We start from the raw sequence: 15,963 nt of genomic DNA on the forward strand, positions 1-15,963 counted from the left end.
CGTCAGCGCAGACGATGGTCGCAGTGGCAGGACGCCGCAGGCCTGGGCTTTGTCACGACCCTGTCGGCGCCGGCTTGGCGCAGCAGGGGGCGTATTAAGGCGTCATGGCCGCTCCATCGCACCCCTTGTCCCCAGGTAATAGAACCCTGCCGCCAGTATCACCGACAACACCAGCAGGTAGAAGATCGCCACCGGCACCATCAGCCCCAGGGCGAATCCGACGAGCACAGGTCCCAGGGCCGCGCCGAGGTTGGAGAGGTTCTGCGCGCCATAATAGACCCCGCGCAGGTGCTCCGGCGCGATCAGGTCGATGAACATGTATTCGGCCGGAATCACGATGATCTCGCCCAAGGTGAACACCAGCATCGCCAGGCACCAGGCCATGACCGAGCCTGCCAGGGAAAAGCCCAGCAGACCGAGAACGAACAGTGTCATGCCGGCCATCAGCCAAGGCATCAGGCGCTGGCGGTCGATGCGGCGGCCCACCAGGTACTGCAGTGCGATCACCGTGGTGGCGTTGGTGGTCACAAGGTACCCCACCAACCTCGCTGCCTCGCTGGCGCTGGCGGTGACCACCAGGTATTGGGAGAGGTAGGCGGTGAACTGCCCGAACACCACGGCACTGAGCACGCCGCCTAGGGTGAAACACACCAGCCGACGGTCCCGCGCCAGTTGCAGACCGACCTGGGCAAAGCCGGCGCCGGGCTGGCGTGGCTCGCTTATCTTCAGTTGTCGCTCGCCCAGGCGCTGGTACAAAAGGGCCATGCCCAAGCCGATCGCTGCGGACATTACAAAAGGCAGGTGATCATTCAGCTCGAGCAGGGCCACCCCGAGCAGAGGGCCTGCTGCATAGGCGATGTTGCTCAAGGTGTACTTTATGGCGAATACCTCGGCCCGCTCGGACACTGGCAGTAATGTGCAAAAGCCTGCCTTGGCGGCGATGTCGACCACCGCCAGGGCCAGGTTGATCAGCACCAGGCACAGGAAGAACAATGCGGCCCAGCGGCTGGCGATGGCGCCGACGAAGGCCAGGGCGAACGTCAGCATGGCGCCGATCAGCAGGGCATAGTTGCTCAGGGTGTCGACCAGATGTCCGCCATACAGGCTCAGCAATGACGCCAGGATCAGCGCGCCGCCGATCAGCAGCCCGATGTGGCTGACCGGCAACTGGAAGTTGTCCGCCAGGTAAACCACCAGGTAAGGCAGGGTGATCGCCCGGGCCAAGGTCAGTGCGAACGTGATCGCAAGCAGTAGGCGCACAGGGGTGGGGTAGCGATGGAGGGCGGCGAGCATCGGACATCCTTGTTGTCGAGTAGTGCCAGTGGCCAAGCATAAGGACAGGCACACGGTTTGTCGTGTGTCCGGTGGAGGAGGGCGTGGCGGTCGCAAATAGCCGCACGCATTCTTCCGGTTGCCAGCGAGCCCCATTCCCATGCAGATTTGTGGCTTCTCGCGCTGTGCGTGCCTCCAATGAAAAAGCCCAATCAGGTACACGGACGATGAGTCACCCCTCGCAATTCACCCTGCTCGGCAAGCGGCGTTTTCTGCCGTTCTTCATTACCCAGTCGTTGGGTGCCTTCAACGACAATCTGTTCAAACAGTCGCTGATCCTGGCGATCTTGTACAAGCTCAGCCTGGAGGGCGATCGCTCGATTTGGGTCAATCTCTGCGCGCTGCTGTTCATCCTGCCGTTCTTTCTGTTCTCGGCACTGGCCGGGCAGTTCGGCGAGAAGTTCGCCAAGGATGCGTTGATCCGCGCGATCAAGTTGGCAGAGATCGTCATCATGGCCATTGGCGCGACCGGATTTGTCACCGGACACCTGCACCTGATGTTGCTGGCGTTGTTCGCGATGGGCACCCATTCGGCGCTGTTCGGCCCGGTGAAGTACTCGATCCTGCCCCAGGCTTTGCGTGAAGAGGAACTGGTCGGCGGAAATGGCCTGGTGGAAATGGGCACCTTCCTGGCGATCCTGGCCGGAACCATCGGGGCTGGGGTGATGATGTCCTCTGGCAGTTATGCTGCGGTGGTCGCAGGGGGAGTGGTCGGCACCGCGGTGCTCGGCTACCTGGCCAGCCGCTGGATCCCTCGGGCGGCCGCCGCTGCCCCGCAGATGAAGCTGGACTGGAACATCTTCAAGCAATCCTGGGCCACCTTGCGCCTGGGGCTGGGGCAAACGCCAGCGGTGTCGCGCTCGATCGTCGGCAACTCCTGGTTCTGGTTCGTCGGCGCCATTTACCTGACCCAGATCCCGGCCTATGCGAAGGATTGGTTGCACGGCGATGAGACCGTGGTGACGCTGGTGCTGACGTTGTTCTCGGTGGGTATCGCCTTGGGGTCGCTGCTCTGTGAGCGGTTGAGCGGGCGCAAGGTGGAGATCGGCCTGGTGCCGTTCGGCTCCTTCGGCCTGACCCTGTTCGGCCTGCTGTGGTGGTGGCACTCGGGCGATGTGCCGGCAGGGGAGGTGCCCCATGACTGGCTGGCGCTGCTTGGCATGGGCCAGGCTTGGTGGATCCTGCTTTCGATCGTGGGCCTGGGGGTGTTCGGTGGCTTCTATATCGTGCCGCTGTACGCCTTGATCCAGGCGCGTACGCCCGAAGACCAGCGGGCCCGGGTGATCGCTGCCAACAACATCCTAAATGCGCTGTTCATGGTGGTCTCGGCGATCATCACCATCGTGCTGTTGAGCGTGGCAAAACTGAGTATCCCTCAGCTGTTTCTGGTGGTGTCGTTGCTCAACGTCGCGGTCAACGCCTATATCTTCCGCATCGTGCCCGAATTCACCATGCGTTTCCTGATCTGGCTGCTCAGCCACTCCATGTACCGCGTCGAACATCGGGACCTGCAGTGCATCCCCGATGAAGGCCCGGCGTTGCTGGTGTGCAACCATGTGTCTTTCGTCGATGCACTGCTCATCGGCGGCGCCATTCGCAGGCCGATACGCTTTGTCATGTACTACAAGATCTATAATCTCCCGGTGCTCAATTTCGTGTTCCGCACCGCCGGGGCCATCCCCATCGCCGGACGCAGCGAAGACGAGGCCACCTATGAGCGCGCCTTTGCGCGAATTGCCGAGTACCTGGCCGATGGCGAACTGGTCTGCATCTTCCCTGAAGGAAAGCTGAGCGCCGATGGCGAGATAGATGTATTCAAGGGAGGGGTGAGCCGCATCCTGCAGGAAACACCCGTGCCGGTGATTCCGCTGGCCTTGCAAGGGCTCTGGGGCAGCTTCTTCAGCCGCGATCCGAACAAGGGCTTTTTCAAGCGTCTTTGGTCGAGGGTGACGTTGGTGGCTGGCGCCGCCATCCCTGTGGAGGCGGCGCAGCCCAATGCACTACGCGAGAAGGTCAGTGCCCTGCGTGGCGATGTGCGTTGAGTGATGAGGGCGCAAGGTCAGCTAGTGCTGACCTTCAGGCCGATCAGGCCAGCGATGATCAGTGCAACACTGATTAGGCGCATGATCGCCATGGATTCGCCGAACAGGATGATGCCAGCGATGACGGTGCCGACGGCGCCGACGCCGGTCCATACGGCATACGCCGTGCCCAGCGGCAGCTCCTTCATGGCCAGACCCAGCAGGCCCAAGCTCACGGCCATGGCGGCAACAGTCAGTGCGGTGGGGAGTGGACGGGTGAAACCGTCGGTGTACTTCAGGCCTACGGCCCAGCCGACTTCGAACAGGCCAGCGAAGAACAGGATGATCCAGGACATGGTGGGTCTCCATCGTTGTTAAGGATGGGGCCGTCCCCCTGAATGATCACGCAGAGCGTCGTGAGGTCGTCCTCACAGTGCGCACTATACTGCCCATTTCCAGAAAACAGGGCAAGTCCGACGGACTCACGGTGTCGCAGCTTCAAGCTCCAAGCCTTAAGTGAAGCAGCACGGTGCTGGCCGCACCGCGCTGTCGCTTTTGACTTTCTTCTTGCAGCTTGTGACCGCTCTTAGACCCCCTGCGGGATCTCCTCGCCACCCAGGGCTTCGAACAGCGCTGGCAAGAACTCGGTGAAGGTCATCATCATCAGGGTGAAGCTGGCATCGAACTGTTGCTGAGCTTCTTCCCCTCCATCCTGCTCGGCTTGCTCTTGCAGCAACTCCTCGAATTTCAGGCGCTTGATCACGGTCTTGTCGTCGAGCACGAACGACAGCTTGTCCTGCCAGGCCAAGGCCAACTGGGTGACTACCTTGCCGGTGCCCAGATGGAGCTGGATCTCTTCGCTGGCCAGATCCTGACGCTTGCAACGAACGATGCCGCCGTCCTCGTGGGTATCGCGCAGCTCGCACTCGTCCAGGACGAAGAAGTCTGGTGCAGGTGCTTGAGACTTGACCCAGTCGGTCATTGTCGCGCTCGGGGCGATCTTCACGGTGACCGGACGCACCGGCAGCGAACCCATGACTTCACGCAGGGTCGACAGCAGGTCTTCAGCGCGCTTGGCGCTGGCCGAATTGACCAGGATCAGGCCTAGGCGCGGGGCGATGGCGGCGAAGATCATCGAACGGCGGATGAAGGCACGGGGCAGGAACGATTGGATGATGTCGTCCTTGATCTGGTCGCGCTCCTTCTTGTAGACCTTGCGCATCTGTTCGGTCTCGATCTCCTCGATCTTTTCCTTGACCGCATCGTTGACCACGCTGCTTGGCAGGATGCGCTCTTCCTTGCGCGCGGCGATCAGCAGGAAGTCACCGCTGACGTGCACCAGAGGAGCATCCTCGCCCTTGCCGAATGGGGCGACGAAACCGTAGGTGGTCAGCTCCTGGCTGGCACAAGGGCGGGCCGGCTTGCTGGCCAAGGCGGCTTCCAGCGCCTCGGGTTCGAACGGGATGTCCTGGGTCAGGCGGTAGGTCAGCAGGTTCTTGAACCACATGAGGGGGAATCTCTCCTTAATGCATAAGGCGGGCATTATTCTCCGAGGGGCGGTCACAGGCCAACCCTGTCAGAGGGCCACCAGACACTTATTCATAAGGAAAAGCCTGGTTGTGCTAGGTCTTTGAAAGATCTGAAAAATTTTTTTAAAAAAGTGCTTGCCAGGGTGGCAGGTCCTCCGTAGAATGCGCGCCACACCGAGACGTTGGGTGATTAGCTCAGCCGGGAGAGCATCTGCCTTACAAGCAGAGGGTCGGCGGTTCGATCCCGTCATCACCCACCACTTCTCGATGTTTAGCGCAGCGGTAGTTCAGTCGGTTAGAATACCGGCCTGTCACGCCGGGGGTCGCGGGTTCGAGTCCCGTCCGCTGCGCCATATTCCAGCTTCCAGGGCCCACTGAACACCCGGAAGCCACAAAAAAAGCGACCTTAGGGTCGCTTTTTTTGTTTCTGCTCTTCTCATCCAGGCTTCGCGAGCGTTGGCGCTCGGCATCGTGATTGGGGGCGCCCCTTACGCCCCTTCCCGGTCAAGCCATCGCGGTTGCCCAGGCCTTTTCTTCCTCGCGCAGCGTCAGCACTTCCACGCCAGTCTCTGTCACGGCCACGGTATGTTCCCACTGGGCCGACAGCGAATGATCGCGGGTAATCACGGTCCAGCCATCGCGCAATGTACGCGTACCACGCCCACCCTGGTTGATCATCGGTTCGATGGTAAAGACCATGCCAGGCTTGAGTTTCATGCCCATGCCCGGCTGGCCGAAGTGCAGCACTTCAGGGCCTTCGTGCATTTGCTGGCCGATACCATGGCCGCAGTACTCCCGGACCACGCTGTAGCCTGCCGCCTCGGCATGAACCTGGATGGCATGGCCGATATCGCCGAGGGTTGCGCCGGGGCGTACCTGGGCGATGCCTTTCCAGAGCGCCGCATAGGTGGTATCCACCAGGCGCCGGGCGTCATCGCTGATCTGGCCGAGACAGTACATTTTCGATGAGTCGGCAATATAGCCGCCCTGTTCCAGTGTGATGTCGACGTTGATGATCGACCCCACCCTAAGCACTTCATCGGCCTTTGGCATGCCATGGCACACCACATGGTCCACGGAGGTGTTCAGCGCATAGGGAAAGCCGTACTGCCCCTTGCTCGCCGGCCGCGCTTTGAGCGTCTGGACGATGAAGGCCTCGGCGCGGTCGTTGATCTGCAGGGTGGTCACGCCAGGGCGAATGAAGCTGTCCAGGTCAGCGAACACCTGGGCCAGCAGTTGACCTGCCCGGCGCATGAGGTCGAGTTGGGCCGGGGTCTTGAAGATCACTTGGGACATGGGCAAGGCTAGGATCACAATGGCAAAGAGTCGCCAGAATAGCCCTACGGACGATACATGCGCCACCGCTTGCTAGGGAGGGCGAACAGGTGCTTGAAGCGCGAGGCCCGAAGCTGCAAGCTGCCGGGCATGAACCTCGATACCCGCATCAAGTACCGCCATCTGTTGTGTTTTCTGGAGATTGCCCGCCAGGGTAGCCTGGCCAGGGCTGCCGATGTATTGGCGATCAGCCAGCCGGCGATATCCAAGACGTTGCGCGAGCTCGAAGAGCTGCTCGAAACCCGCCTGTTCGAGCGCACCCGGCAAGGCGTCGAACTGACCGCAGCTGGCACCTTGTTCATGCGTTACGCCGGGCCCAGCGTCCACGCTCTACGCGAAGGCGTGGGAAGTGTGCGCGGCGAGGCGCGGGCGCCGTCGCAGGTGCGCATCGGTGTGTTATCGACGGTCGAGAGCCTGCTCATGCCGGAGGTGCTTTGCCGGCTACACCAGCGGCATTCGGCATTGGTGATCGAAGTGGTGACTGGTGCCAGTGCTCAGCTGCTTGGGCAGTTGCGTCTGGGTGAGCTGGAGCTGGTCGTAGGGCGTATGACCGACAGCCCCCAGATTCAGGGGTTGTCCTTCGAACATTTATACAGCGAGTCGATGAGTTTGGTGGTACGGCCCGGCCATCCTTTGCTGGCGCGCCACCCCGTCGAACGCGCGCGGGTTGGCGACTACCCGCTGGTCCTGCCGCCCCAGGGCACGACCATCCGCCAGCACGCCGACAGCTTGTTCGTGCAGTGCGCGATCCAGATGCCAGCCCAGCGCCTGGAGACCTTGTCCTTGGCCTTGAGCCGTCGTTACCTGCTCGGCAGCGATGCGGTCTGGGTGGCGCCGCGTGACGCGGTCTTGATCGACCTGGGGCGTGGCGAGCTGGTCGAGCTCGATCTCGGTGTACGCGAGCCTGGTGGTTCGGTGGGTATCTGTCGTAATGCCGCGTTGCCCCAGGGTGTGCCTGGACAATGGGTATGCGAGGTGATGCGTGAAGTCGCAGGGCAGTACCGGGATGGCCTGTATCCGTGAGCGTGCAGGCCTTTGGCCATGCCGGAGGTGCACGGGCAGCTCGAATCTGACGTACGTAGGGACAATGACACCTTCAATTGATCGGAAATATCCGTGAACTTATCGGACATTCCCTGCTCTCATGCCGGTAGCCATTGGTCACGGCCGCCTGCTAAGCTCGCGGCTTTACCTGATTGCCCTTATGGCGCATGAACAAGGAACTAGCATGAAACAGCATCGTTTGGCGGCTGCGGTTGCCCTGGTTGGCCTGGTCCTGGCGGGCTGCGACGCTCAGACCAGCAGCGTCGAGCTGAAGACTCCGGCACAGAAAGCCTCCTACGGTATCGGCCTGAACATGGGCAAGAGTCTGGCTCAGGAAGGCATGGAAGACCTTGATTCCAAAGCAGTAGCTCTCGGTATCGAGGATGCGGTTGCCAAGAAAGAGCAACGCATCAAGGACGAAGAGTTGGTCGAGGCGTTCACCGCGCTGCAGAAGCGCGCCGAAGAACGCCTGGCCAAGGCCAGCGAGGAAGCGGCTAGCGCCGGCAAGAAATTCCTCGAAGAAAACGCCAAGAAGCCAGGCGTGGTCACCACTGCGTCGGGCCTGCAGTATGAAGTGGTCAAGAAAGCCGACGGCCCGCAGCCCAAGCCTACCGACGTGGTGACTGTCCACTATGAAGGCAAGCTGATCGATGGCAAGGTCTTCGACAGCTCCGTCGAGCGCGGCAGCCCGATCGACCTGCCTGTCAGCGGTGTGATCCCAGGCTGGGTAGAAGGCCTGCAACTGATGCACGTCGGCGAGAAGTACAAGTTGTACATCCCGGCTGACCTGGCTTACGGCGCCCAGAGCCCGAGCCCGCTGATCCCGGCCAACTCGGTCCTGGTGTTCGACCTGGAACTGATCGGTATCAAGGATCCGTCCAAGGCAGAAGGCGAGGCCGAGGCTCCGGAAGCTGAAGCACCTGCCAAGTAATCGCGCTGTTCACAACGCCCCGTCTCGACGGGGCGTTGTCGTTTCTGGGGTTTGACGAAGGCGAACCTCGGCGCGGCTGTACGGTCGTAGCAGGAGTAGGGCAGCCTCGTAGCAAAACGTTTGCGGTTATGAAACGACTGTGTAAAAAACGCCCGATCTGAGCGAGACCCTTGTCCAGTGGGCGCCTCGCGTCGGAAACTGCACCCTGTTCACAAGGTTATCCACAATAAATGTGGATAACCTTCCCTGCCGATATGGAGGCCTCATGAGCGCACCCTGGAATTTTGCCCGCTTCCTGCCCTTGGCGGAGCGTCTGCTCAGCCGTGGCCGTCTGCCAGCCTTGTTGTTCGCCGTCGCGCGCAAGGGGCCGAAGCTGGGCCAATTGCGTGAGGATGTGCGTCTGCTGCAGGCCCTGTGCCTGGCGTGGTGGCGTGGTGAGTACCGGGCCATCAGCCCCAAGGCGCTGGTCACGGTGGTGGCTGGCCTGCTGTATTTCGTAAGCCCGCTGGACGCCATTCCCGATTGGCTGGTGGGCGTTGGTTTTCTTGATGACATCGCCGTGCTCGGCTGGGTGCTCAAGACCGTGGCCGATGAGTTGAACCGCTTCAAGGCCTGGCGCGACAGCCAGGCGCCCGAGCGGCTGAGGGTGGTGGAACGGCTGCCGGATTCCCCTGAAAGCCTGCGCCTGGAGCGTCGCGCCCCCTGAGGATGGCACCGGATTCCTTGCCTGAACCTATTTCGTCATGCAAAACGCTGATCTGCCCGACCTGCACAGACGCCCGCGCTTGGACATATAATTGGCATAAGGATTATGCCTACGGATTACATGCTGTAATCCTACGTAAAGGGGGTTGTAATGGGTATTCAGGTCATCAGCCGGGACGGTCAACCCGAGTACGCCGTAGTTCCCTGGGAGCAATATCAGGCGTTGCTCAAGGCGGCCGGGCAGGCGCCTGCCAGCGTTGAACCAAAAGCCACTGTGGATGCCCAGGCGCCGAGCCTGGCATCGTTGAGCGATTTGACGCGATTGCGTGAGGCCAAGGGGCTGGCGCCGGAACAACTGGCACGCAATGTCGGTATCAGCCCGGCCTATCTGGGCATGATCGAGTCCGGCGAGCGCCAACCAGACGCTGCGATCCTGCGCAGCCTGGCCTGGCATCTGGGTATCGCGGGCTGGAGCGAGCCATCATGAGCCAGGTCAGGATCAGCCGACAGCATTGGGAGAGCCTGCTGGGCGAACTGGATGTGGCCCGGCGTCAACGTCACCTGCTCACGTACCGTGCCTTGATCGAACGCCTGCAGCTTCCCAGCCCGGCCATGCAGACCTTGACCGCTGCCCTGGAGTACCTCGCTGTCCTCGATGCCCGTGCCGATCAGCCATTGCGCAGCTCGTTGGTGATCAGCCAAGGTGCTAGCCGCCTACCGCGTACCGGCTTTTTCGAGTGTGTCGAGCGCCTGGGGCGTTTCTCCGGGCCAGTCGATGGTCTGGAAGCGGCGTCTTGGCATGCCTCCGAAGTGGTACGGGTGTTCGAGTACAGCTATCCGGAACACGCCTGACGCAGCAGCACATTCAGGCTGCGGTCTGCTCGGTGATCAACCTCAGCAGGTCCAGTACGCGTCCTATGCCCTGATAACGGCCGTTGTGGGTGATGACGAAGTCCTCATCGAGGCGTTGGCGAACCCGGCTGGTGATCAGGCGGCTGGCCTGGCGTAGTGAGTGCAGACGCTCCATGGCCAGAAACTCTACGCTCATCAGTTGCGCAACCGCCTTGCCCGGAGTGATCAACAAGTCCTGGCGATGGATAAGGCCGCAGGGTCTGCCATGATCATCCAGCACAGCCAGGGAATTGACCCCGGCGCAGGCCTTGAAGGCATCGAGCACCTCTTCAATCTCGCTATCAACCTTCACTGCCCGCTGCTCGATCAGCAACGCGCGCAAATCGTTAGGCCTGGCCCTGGCGGCAGGCGCCTCGCTGTCCTTCTGCAACAGCGGCTGGAAGTCTTCGCGTAGCGGATACTCCTGTGGGCGGCCGAGCAGATAGCCCTGAACCAGATCCACGCCCATTTCCCCAAGTACCGTCAGTTCTTCGGCCAGCTCGATGCCTTCGGCGATCACTTGGGCCTTTGAGGCGCGGGCGATCTGCAGGATGGAACCAACGAATTCGCGCTTGAGCGAGTCCAGGTGGATACCGTCGATGAAATGCCGATCGATCTTCACATAGTCCGGTCGCAGCTCCGACCACAGCCGCAGGCTGGAATAGCCTGCGCCCAAATCGTCCAAGGCGATGGAGAAGCCCATGTCGCGGTAGTGGTGCAAAGCGTTGGACAACAACTGGAAATCGTCGGTCGGGGTGTGTTCGGTCAGCTCGATGACCACTCGGCTCGGCGGCAACCCGACTTGCTCCAATAGCTTGAGGGTGCGACCGGAGGGGTAGTTGGGTTCGAGCAGCGACTCGGGTGAGACGTTGAGAAACAGCTTGCCCTCCAGTGCCTGGTCGCAGAACTGCCGGCAGGCACTGTCGCGGCAGGCTTCTTCCAGTTCAGTGAGGCGACCGGCCTGATGGGCGATGGCGAACAGGTTCAGGGGCGCGTGCAACGGGCTGTTGGAGGGGCCGCGACTGAGTGCCTCGTAACCAAGGACGCGGCGTTCGGAAAGACAGATGATCGGCTGGAACAGGCTGTGGATGCTGCGTTGAGCCAGGATGGCGCTCAATGCGCTGAGCTGTTCGGCGACGGTCATGGACTGCTTCCTGAAAGAAAAAGGGCCGGGCGCTTGCGCGTCCGGCCCTTCTATTTCACGACAGCCGAATGACTATTTGATGACAGGTCGCATTATTCTGCCATCACGCTCTCAGTGCTTGGCCACCTGCGAATTGAGGCTCAGGTAGTCGAGCAGGATGCGCCCTGTCTCGGACAGGTAGGCATCGTCCTCCGGCTTGGTGTCCTCGTCCTCGGTGGGCAAGGCGTCCTCGTCTTCCTTCTTGAGCTCTTTGAGTGGCTCTTCGCCCTTGGCTTTGCGACGGATGTTCTCCAGTGCCAGTTGCTTGGCTTCGATCTCGTCGTGGCGGGCGCGGCGCTCCTGCTCGTTGAGGCTGACGGTCTTTTCGTTCATCAGCTTCTGGGTCAGGGCCAGGCGATCGCGGATATAGGCGAACTCTGGATCCTTGGCGCTACGCGCATCGTGACGTGCCTTGAGCTCGGCCAGGAACGGCTTGAACGGGTCCACGGCCGGGCGCACGACAGGGCGGATGGTATCCCACGGCATGGCTTCGGGCAGGGCGCTTTCGCCGATTTCCTTGGTGTCGATGATCGACGGGTAGTCGATGTCCGGCAGCACTCCTTGGTGTTGAGTGCTCTGCCCGGAAACCCGGTAGAACTTGGCCAAGGTCAGTTTCAGCTCGCCATGATTGAGCGGCTGGATGGTCTGTACGGTGCCTTTGCCGAAGGTCTGGCCGCCGATGATCAAGGCGCGATGGTAGTCCTGCATGGCACCGGCGAAGATTTCCGAGGCCGACGCCGAGAGACGGTTGACCAGCAGGGCCAGCGGGCCTTTGTAGAAGGCGCCGGGATTTTCGTCCTCGAGCACGTCGACACGGCCGTCGCTGTTGCGCACCAGCACCGTCGGGCCTTTCTCGATGAACAGGCTGGTCAGCTCGGTGGCTTCCTGCAGGGAGCCGCCACCGTTGTTGCGAAGGTCGATGACCACACCGTCGACTTTTTCTTTCTGCAGCTCAGTGAGCAGCTTCTTCACGTCGCGGGTCGTGCTCTTGTAGTCCGGATCGCCTGCGCGATAGGCCTTGAAGTCCAGATAGAAGGCCGGAATCTCGATGATGCCCAGCTTGTACTCGCGCCCATCCTGCTTGAGTTTGAGCACCGACTTCTTGGCGGCCTGCTCCTCGAGCTTCACCGCCTCGCGGGTGATCGACACGATCTTGCTGGTCTGGTCGTTGGGCGCGTTGCTGGCCGGGATGATCTCCAGGCGCACCACCGAGCCTTTCGGGCCGCGGATCAGCTTGACCACTTCGTCAAGGCGCCAGCCGACCACGTCGACCATTTCCTTGTTGCCTTGGGCCACGCCGATGATCTTGTCGGCAGGTGCCACCTGCTTGGTCTTGGCTGCCGGGCCTGCTGGTACCAGGCGCACGATCTTGACCTGGTCGTTGTCGCTTTGCAGCACGGCGCCGATGCCTTCGAGCGACAGGCTCATGTTGATATCGAAGTTTTCGGCGTTATCTGGCGACAGGTAGTTGGTGTGCGGATCGTACGACTGGGCGAAGGTATTGATGTAGGCCTGGAAGATATCCTCGGCACGGGTCTGGTCCAGGCGCGAAAGTTGGTTCTTGTAGCGCTTGGTCAGGGTTTCCTGGATCTGCTTGGGATCTTTGCCTGCGATCTTCTGACGCAAGACTTCATCTTTGACGCGCTTGCGCCACAGGTCGTCGAGCTCGGCCTCGTTCTTCATCCACGGGGCATCCTTGCGGTCGACCAGCAAGGTTTCGCGGGTGGTGAAGTCCATTTTGTCGACGCCCTTGTCCAGCTCCGCGAGCGCGAAGTCCAGGCGCGATTTCACGCGGTCCAGGTAGCGCTTGTAGATGGTGAAGCCAGGCTCCAGGTTGCCGCTTTTGAGGAAGTCGTCGAACTGGGTCTTCCACTTGTCGAACTGGGCGATGTCGGCGGCGGTGAAGTAGCTGCGCGAAGGATCGAGCAGCTTGATGTAGCTGTCGTAGATGATGATCGAACGGGCGTCGTCCAGTGGCGGCTTGCTGTAGTGGTGGCGCTTGAGCAGTTCCACTACGTTGAGACTGGCGACGATCTCGTCGCGGTCAGGTTGCAGGCTGTCCCACTTGTTGGCGGCCGATGCATTGCCGCCGAGCGTGAGACTGCCGAGGCCGATCATGAGGGCGAGGGCTGTGCTGGGCAGGAAATGCTTCATGCTGATTCGACGTAAAGGCAATTGATCACGCATAGTAGGCCGTCTTTTCCGTTCGCCGGCTCCAGGAGAGCCGGACGCATACTGCAAAAAGCCCGGGACATGGCGATCCCGGGCTCAGTCATGACTCAACTATGGAGGCACTGTGAAGGCATTGCAAGGCGTTGACGGACATGTGGCCTGGGTAGAAGCCGAGCGCCCGGCCTGTGATGCGGGTCAGGTCCGGATCCGTGTGGCTGCAGCGGGACTCAACCGTGCCGACCTGCTCCAGCGCGCAGGCTTGTACCCGCCGCCCCCCGGTGCCAGCCCGTACCTTGGCCTGGAATGCGCGGGAGTGATCGCGGAGGTCGGCCCGGGCGCCGACTGGCGTGTTGGCGACCGGGTTTGCGCATTGCTCGCAGGTGGCGGCATGGCCGAAGAAGTGGTGGTCGATGCCCGCCATGTCCTGCCGGTCCCCGAAGGCCTGAGCCTGCACGAGGCGGCGGCGATCCCCGAGGTGTATGCCACGGCATGGCTGAACCTGTTCCAGCTGGCGGGCCTGCGGGCCGGTGAAAAGGTCTTGGTGCATGCCGGGGCCAGCGGAGTGGGCTCGGCGGCGATCCAGCTGTGCAAGGCGTTCGGCAACCCCGTGTGGGTCAGTGTCGGCTCGCAGGATCGTCTGGCCTACTGCCAGGCGCTGGGGGCGGCCGGTGGCGTGGTGCGCAACGAGAATCTGGAAACACTGGAAGGTTTCGGCCCGTTCGATGCGATCCTCGATCCGGTGGGGGCCAGCTACGGGCCACTCAACCTCAAGCTACTGGCCCGGGACGGGCGTTGGGTGATCATCGGCCTGATGGGCGGGCGCAAGGCCGAGCTGGACCTGGCGCAACTGCTGGCCAAACGGGTGCAAGTCACAGGCTCCACGCTGCGCAACCGTGACGATACCTTCAAGGCTGAACTGCTGCGAGACCTGGGCCAGCAGGTGTGGCCGCTGTTCAGCGAAGGTCGGCTTTCACCGCAACTGGTGGACACCTACCCGGTGGCCTTTGCCGAGGCGGCATTTGCGGAGCTGGCGAGCAACCAGGTGTCGGGCAAGCTGGTGCTGGTGATCGATCCTGCCTTGGTGTAAGCCGGGCTGGCCTGTTCGCAGGTAAGCCGCTCCCACTGGTGTTGTGGGAGCGTTTTTACCCGCGAACAGGCTGAAAATCAGCTCCAGCTGAGGATCGGCCACCCATTGATCTGCGCATGCTCACGCAACACCGGGTCCGGGTTGACCACATGCGGGTAGTCGACTTTCAGCAGCAGCGGCAGGTCATTGCGCGAGTCCGAATAGAAGCTGGCGCCTTCGAGGTTCTCCTGCTCTTGGTCCAGCCACTCCAGCAGGCGGGTGATCTTGCCTTCACGGTAGGTCAGCACGCCGTGGGTCTTGCCGGTGTACACGCCATTCACCGCTTCCAGCTCGATGGCCAGGTATTCGTCCACGCCCAGACGCGCCGCGATCGGTCCCACCAGGTGAGTTCCCGAGGCGGAGATGATCAAGATGCGGTCGCCACGCTTGCGGTGTTCGGCGATGCAGCGGCAGGCGTCGCCAAAGATGATCGGTTCGATCACGTCTTCGACCCAGGGCTCGATCAGGTGTTCGACCTCCTCGAGGGTACGTCCTGCTATCGGCTCCAGGCTGAAGGCCATGTACTCCTCCATCTGCAGGTGGCCTTTGCCATAGGCTTCCATCAATTCCTGGTCGCGTCGCAGGAATTCCTTGCCGTCGACCCAGCCCAACTGAGCCATCTGCTTGCTCCACAGCGAGGCGCAGTCACCGTGGATCAGGGTTTCGTCCAGATCGAATATTGCCAATGCCATTGTTGTTCTCCTTAGGCCACTTCTCGTAGCGCCGTGGGGTCGATCGACAGGGACACCCGCTGGCCATCGGCATGCAGGTCGGCCGATGAGCGGTTGAGTACGTCCACCACCAGTTCCACGCCACGCACCTGCACCCGGTAGCGGATGACGTTGCCCAGCAGGCTGTGGCTGCGAACCTGGCCTTCGAGCTCGCCGTCCAGGTGCAGGCTGATGGCTTCCGGGCGGATCGCCAGGCGGGCGGCCACCGGGCGTTGCAACAGGCGGCTGGCGGCGTCCGGGTCGAGCAGGTTGTAGTTGCCGATGAAACCTGCGGCGAACAGGTCCACGGGTGCTGTATAGAGGGTTTCGGCATCGCCGCTCTGGACAATGCGTCCTTGGTTCATCAGGAAGATTCGATCGGACATCGTCAGCGCTTCTTCCTGGTCGTGGGTGACGAAAATGGTGGTCAGCCCCAGCTCGCGCTGGATCGCGCGGATCTGCTCGCGCAGGTGCTTGCGGATACGCGCGTCCAGGGCCGACAGTGGTTCGTCGAGCAACAGCAGACGAGGGCGGGTCACCAGCGATCGGGCCAGGGCCACGCGCTGGCATTGACCACCGGAGAGCTGGTGCGGATAGCGCCCGGCAAAACTGCCCAGCTCCACCAGCTCCAAAGCCTCGAGAACCCGGGCCTTGCTCTCGTCGGCCTTGGTCTTCTGCATGCGCAGGCCGAAGGCGACATTCTGCTCCACGGTCATGTTGGGGAACAGCGCGTAGCTCTGGAAGACCATGCCGATGCCGCGCTTCTGCGGGCTGACGGGCACCAGGTCTTGGCCATCGAGCAGGATCCGGCCACTGTCCACGGGGGTGAGGCCGGCGATGCAACGCAGCAGGGTCGACTTGCCGCAGCCGGATGGACCCAGCAGTGTGACGAACTCGCCGCGTTCGATCTGACAGTCGATGTCGTGGAACACCGGGCTGCCGGCATAGCTTTTGTGCAGTTTCTGTACGCTGACGAAGCTCATG

At 61.8% G+C, this 15,963-nt stretch carries 14 protein-coding genes, 2 tRNA genes and 1 pseudogene; 9 read left to right on the top strand and 8 right to left on the bottom strand.

From position 1 onward, the window contains the following. Positions 1–102 precede the first annotated feature (102 nt). Complete coding sequence (locus BLS27_RS05640; RefSeq protein ID WP_090343621.1) at positions 103–1,293, bottom strand: MFS transporter; 1,191 nt, start codon at positions 1,291–1,293, stop codon at positions 103–105. A 206-nt stretch (positions 1,294–1,499) separates the two neighbouring features. Here BLS27_RS05640 and BLS27_RS05645 point away from each other — a divergent pair, with 206 nt between their 5' ends. Beyond that, positions 1,500–3,374, top strand: a complete 1,875-nt coding sequence (locus BLS27_RS05645) for an MFS transporter (RefSeq protein ID WP_090343623.1) — start codon at positions 1,500–1,502, stop codon at positions 3,372–3,374. A gap of 17 nt (positions 3,375–3,391) precedes the next feature. Here the strand turns inward: BLS27_RS05645 and sugE are convergent, their stop codons facing one another. Together sugE and rdgC are read right to left on the bottom strand one after the other, a co-directional pair. Further along, positions 3,392–3,709: a quaternary ammonium compound efflux SMR transporter SugE gene (gene sugE, locus BLS27_RS05650; protein WP_043215559.1), complete on the bottom strand. Its 318-nt coding sequence runs from the start codon at positions 3,707–3,709 to the stop codon at positions 3,392–3,394. Positions 3,710–3,939: 230 nt separating this feature from the next. Continuing rightward, the gene (rdgC, locus tag BLS27_RS05655) at positions 3,940–4,860 is read right to left on the bottom strand and encodes a recombination-associated protein RdgC (protein WP_043215562.1); all 921 of its coding nucleotides are present in this window, start codon (positions 4,858–4,860) and stop codon (positions 3,940–3,942) included. Positions 4,861–5,066: 206 nt separating this feature from the next. On the opposite strand from rdgC, the gene BLS27_RS05660 reads away from it, so the two are divergent. Both BLS27_RS05660 and BLS27_RS05665 read left to right on the top strand, forming a co-directional pair. Continuing rightward, positions 5,067–5,142: transfer RNA gene (locus tag BLS27_RS05660), tRNA-Val, on the top strand. A gap of 16 nt (positions 5,143–5,158) precedes the next feature. Continuing rightward, positions 5,159–5,235, top strand: a tRNA-Asp gene (locus tag BLS27_RS05665). A gap of 151 nt (positions 5,236–5,386) precedes the next feature. Here BLS27_RS05665 and map read toward each other — a convergent pair. Further along, the gene (map, locus tag BLS27_RS05670) at positions 5,387–6,178 is read right to left on the bottom strand and encodes a type I methionyl aminopeptidase (RefSeq protein WP_090343625.1); all 792 of its coding nucleotides are present in this window, start codon (positions 6,176–6,178) and stop codon (positions 5,387–5,389) included. A gap of 129 nt (positions 6,179–6,307) precedes the next feature. On the opposite strand from map, the gene pcaQ reads away from it, so the two are divergent. The 5 genes from pcaQ (at position 6,308) to BLS27_RS05695 (ending at position 9,749) form a co-directional block, all read left to right on the top strand. Next, a complete protein-coding gene (gene pcaQ, locus BLS27_RS05675; RefSeq protein ID WP_090344020.1) occupies positions 6,308–7,240 on the top strand; it encodes a pca operon transcription factor PcaQ in 933 nt (310 codons plus the stop codon). Between the two features lie 205 nt (positions 7,241–7,445). Continuing rightward, the gene (bamJ, locus tag BLS27_RS05680) at positions 7,446–8,192 is read left to right on the top strand and encodes a BamJ family beta-barrel-assembly machinery protein (protein WP_043206667.1); all 747 of its coding nucleotides are present in this window, start codon (positions 7,446–7,448) and stop codon (positions 8,190–8,192) included. Positions 8,193–8,457: 265 nt separating this feature from the next. Beyond that, on the top strand, positions 8,458–8,898 hold the full coding sequence (locus BLS27_RS05685) for a YkvA family protein (protein WP_043206666.1): 441 nt from the start codon (positions 8,458–8,460) through the stop codon (positions 8,896–8,898). A gap of 150 nt (positions 8,899–9,048) precedes the next feature. After that, complete coding sequence (locus BLS27_RS05690; RefSeq protein WP_070573015.1) at positions 9,049–9,384, top strand: helix-turn-helix domain-containing protein; 336 nt, start codon at positions 9,049–9,051, stop codon at positions 9,382–9,384. Continuing rightward, on the top strand, positions 9,381–9,749 hold the full coding sequence (locus BLS27_RS05695; protein ID WP_043206664.1) for a hypothetical protein: 369 nt from the start codon (positions 9,381–9,383) through the stop codon (positions 9,747–9,749). Before BLS27_RS05690 ends, BLS27_RS05695 begins: the two co-directional genes overlap by 4 nt. 28 nt (positions 9,750–9,777) lie before the next feature. On the opposite strand, the pseudogene BLS27_RS05700 reads toward BLS27_RS05695, so the two are convergent. Together BLS27_RS05700 and BLS27_RS05705 are read right to left on the bottom strand one after the other, a co-directional pair. Continuing rightward, positions 9,778–10,932, bottom strand: a pseudogene (locus BLS27_RS05700) (EAL domain-containing protein); the annotation flags it as partial. A gap of 111 nt (positions 10,933–11,043) precedes the next feature. Continuing rightward, the gene (locus tag BLS27_RS05705; RefSeq protein WP_167358065.1) at positions 11,044–13,125 is read right to left on the bottom strand and encodes a carboxy terminal-processing peptidase; all 2,082 of its coding nucleotides are present in this window, start codon (positions 13,123–13,125) and stop codon (positions 11,044–11,046) included. A 142-nt stretch (positions 13,126–13,267) separates the two neighbouring features. Here BLS27_RS05705 and BLS27_RS05710 point away from each other — a divergent pair, with 142 nt between their 5' ends. After that, a complete protein-coding gene (locus BLS27_RS05710) occupies positions 13,268–14,230 on the top strand; it encodes an NAD(P)H-quinone oxidoreductase (RefSeq protein WP_043206662.1) in 963 nt (320 codons plus the stop codon). A 77-nt stretch (positions 14,231–14,307) separates the two neighbouring features. On the opposite strand, the gene BLS27_RS05715 is transcribed toward BLS27_RS05710, so the two are convergent. Both BLS27_RS05715 and BLS27_RS05720 read right to left on the bottom strand, forming a co-directional pair. Continuing rightward, positions 14,308–14,961, bottom strand: coding sequence for an HAD family hydrolase (locus tag BLS27_RS05715; protein WP_043206661.1), 654 nt, complete (start codon positions 14,959–14,961; stop codon positions 14,308–14,310). A gap of 11 nt (positions 14,962–14,972) precedes the next feature. Beyond that, positions 14,973–15,962 (bottom strand): ABC transporter ATP-binding protein, encoded by a 990-nt coding sequence (locus BLS27_RS05720; protein ID WP_043206660.1) that lies wholly within the window; start codon positions 15,960–15,962, stop codon positions 14,973–14,975. Position 15,963: the final 1 nt, after the last annotated feature.

The sequence above is a fragment of the Pseudomonas guariconensis genome (genome assembly GCF_900102675.1).
Taxonomy (GTDB): Bacteria; Pseudomonadota; Gammaproteobacteria; order Pseudomonadales; family Pseudomonadaceae; genus Aquipseudomonas; species Aquipseudomonas guariconensis.

Coding starts and splice junctions, on each gene's coding strand:
- BLS27_RS05705 (WP_167358065.1), bottom strand. CDS start 13,125: ATGAAGCATTTCCTGCCCAGCACAGCCCTCGCCCTCATGATCGGCCTC.
- bamJ (WP_043206667.1), top strand. CDS start 7,446: ATGAAACAGCATCGTTTGGCGGCTGCGGTTGCCCTGGTTGGCCTGGTC.
- sugE (WP_043215559.1), bottom strand. CDS start 3,709: ATGTCCTGGATCATCCTGTTCTTCGCTGGCCTGTTCGAAGTCGGCTGG.
- BLS27_RS05645 (WP_090343623.1), top strand. CDS start 1,500: ATGAGTCACCCCTCGCAATTCACCCTGCTCGGCAAGCGGCGTTTTCTG.
- BLS27_RS05715 (WP_043206661.1), bottom strand. CDS start 14,961: ATGGCATTGGCAATATTCGATCTGGACGAAACCCTGATCCACGGTGAC.
- rdgC (WP_043215562.1), bottom strand. CDS start 4,860: ATGTGGTTCAAGAACCTGCTGACCTACCGCCTGACCCAGGACATCCCG.
- BLS27_RS05640 (WP_090343621.1), bottom strand. CDS start 1,293: ATGCTCGCCGCCCTCCATCGCTACCCCACCCCTGTGCGCCTACTGCTT.
- BLS27_RS05690 (WP_070573015.1), top strand. CDS start 9,049: ATGGGTATTCAGGTCATCAGCCGGGACGGTCAACCCGAGTACGCCGTA.
- BLS27_RS05695 (WP_043206664.1), top strand. CDS start 9,381: ATGAGCCAGGTCAGGATCAGCCGACAGCATTGGGAGAGCCTGCTGGGC.
- BLS27_RS05685 (WP_043206666.1), top strand. CDS start 8,458: ATGAGCGCACCCTGGAATTTTGCCCGCTTCCTGCCCTTGGCGGAGCGT.
- map (WP_090343625.1), bottom strand. CDS start 6,178: ATGTCCCAAGTGATCTTCAAGACCCCGGCCCAACTCGACCTCATGCGC.
- pcaQ (WP_090344020.1), top strand. CDS start 6,308: ATGAACCTCGATACCCGCATCAAGTACCGCCATCTGTTGTGTTTTCTG.
- BLS27_RS05720 (WP_043206660.1), bottom strand. CDS start 15,962: ATGAGCTTCGTCAGCGTACAGAAACTGCACAAAAGCTATGCCGGCAGC.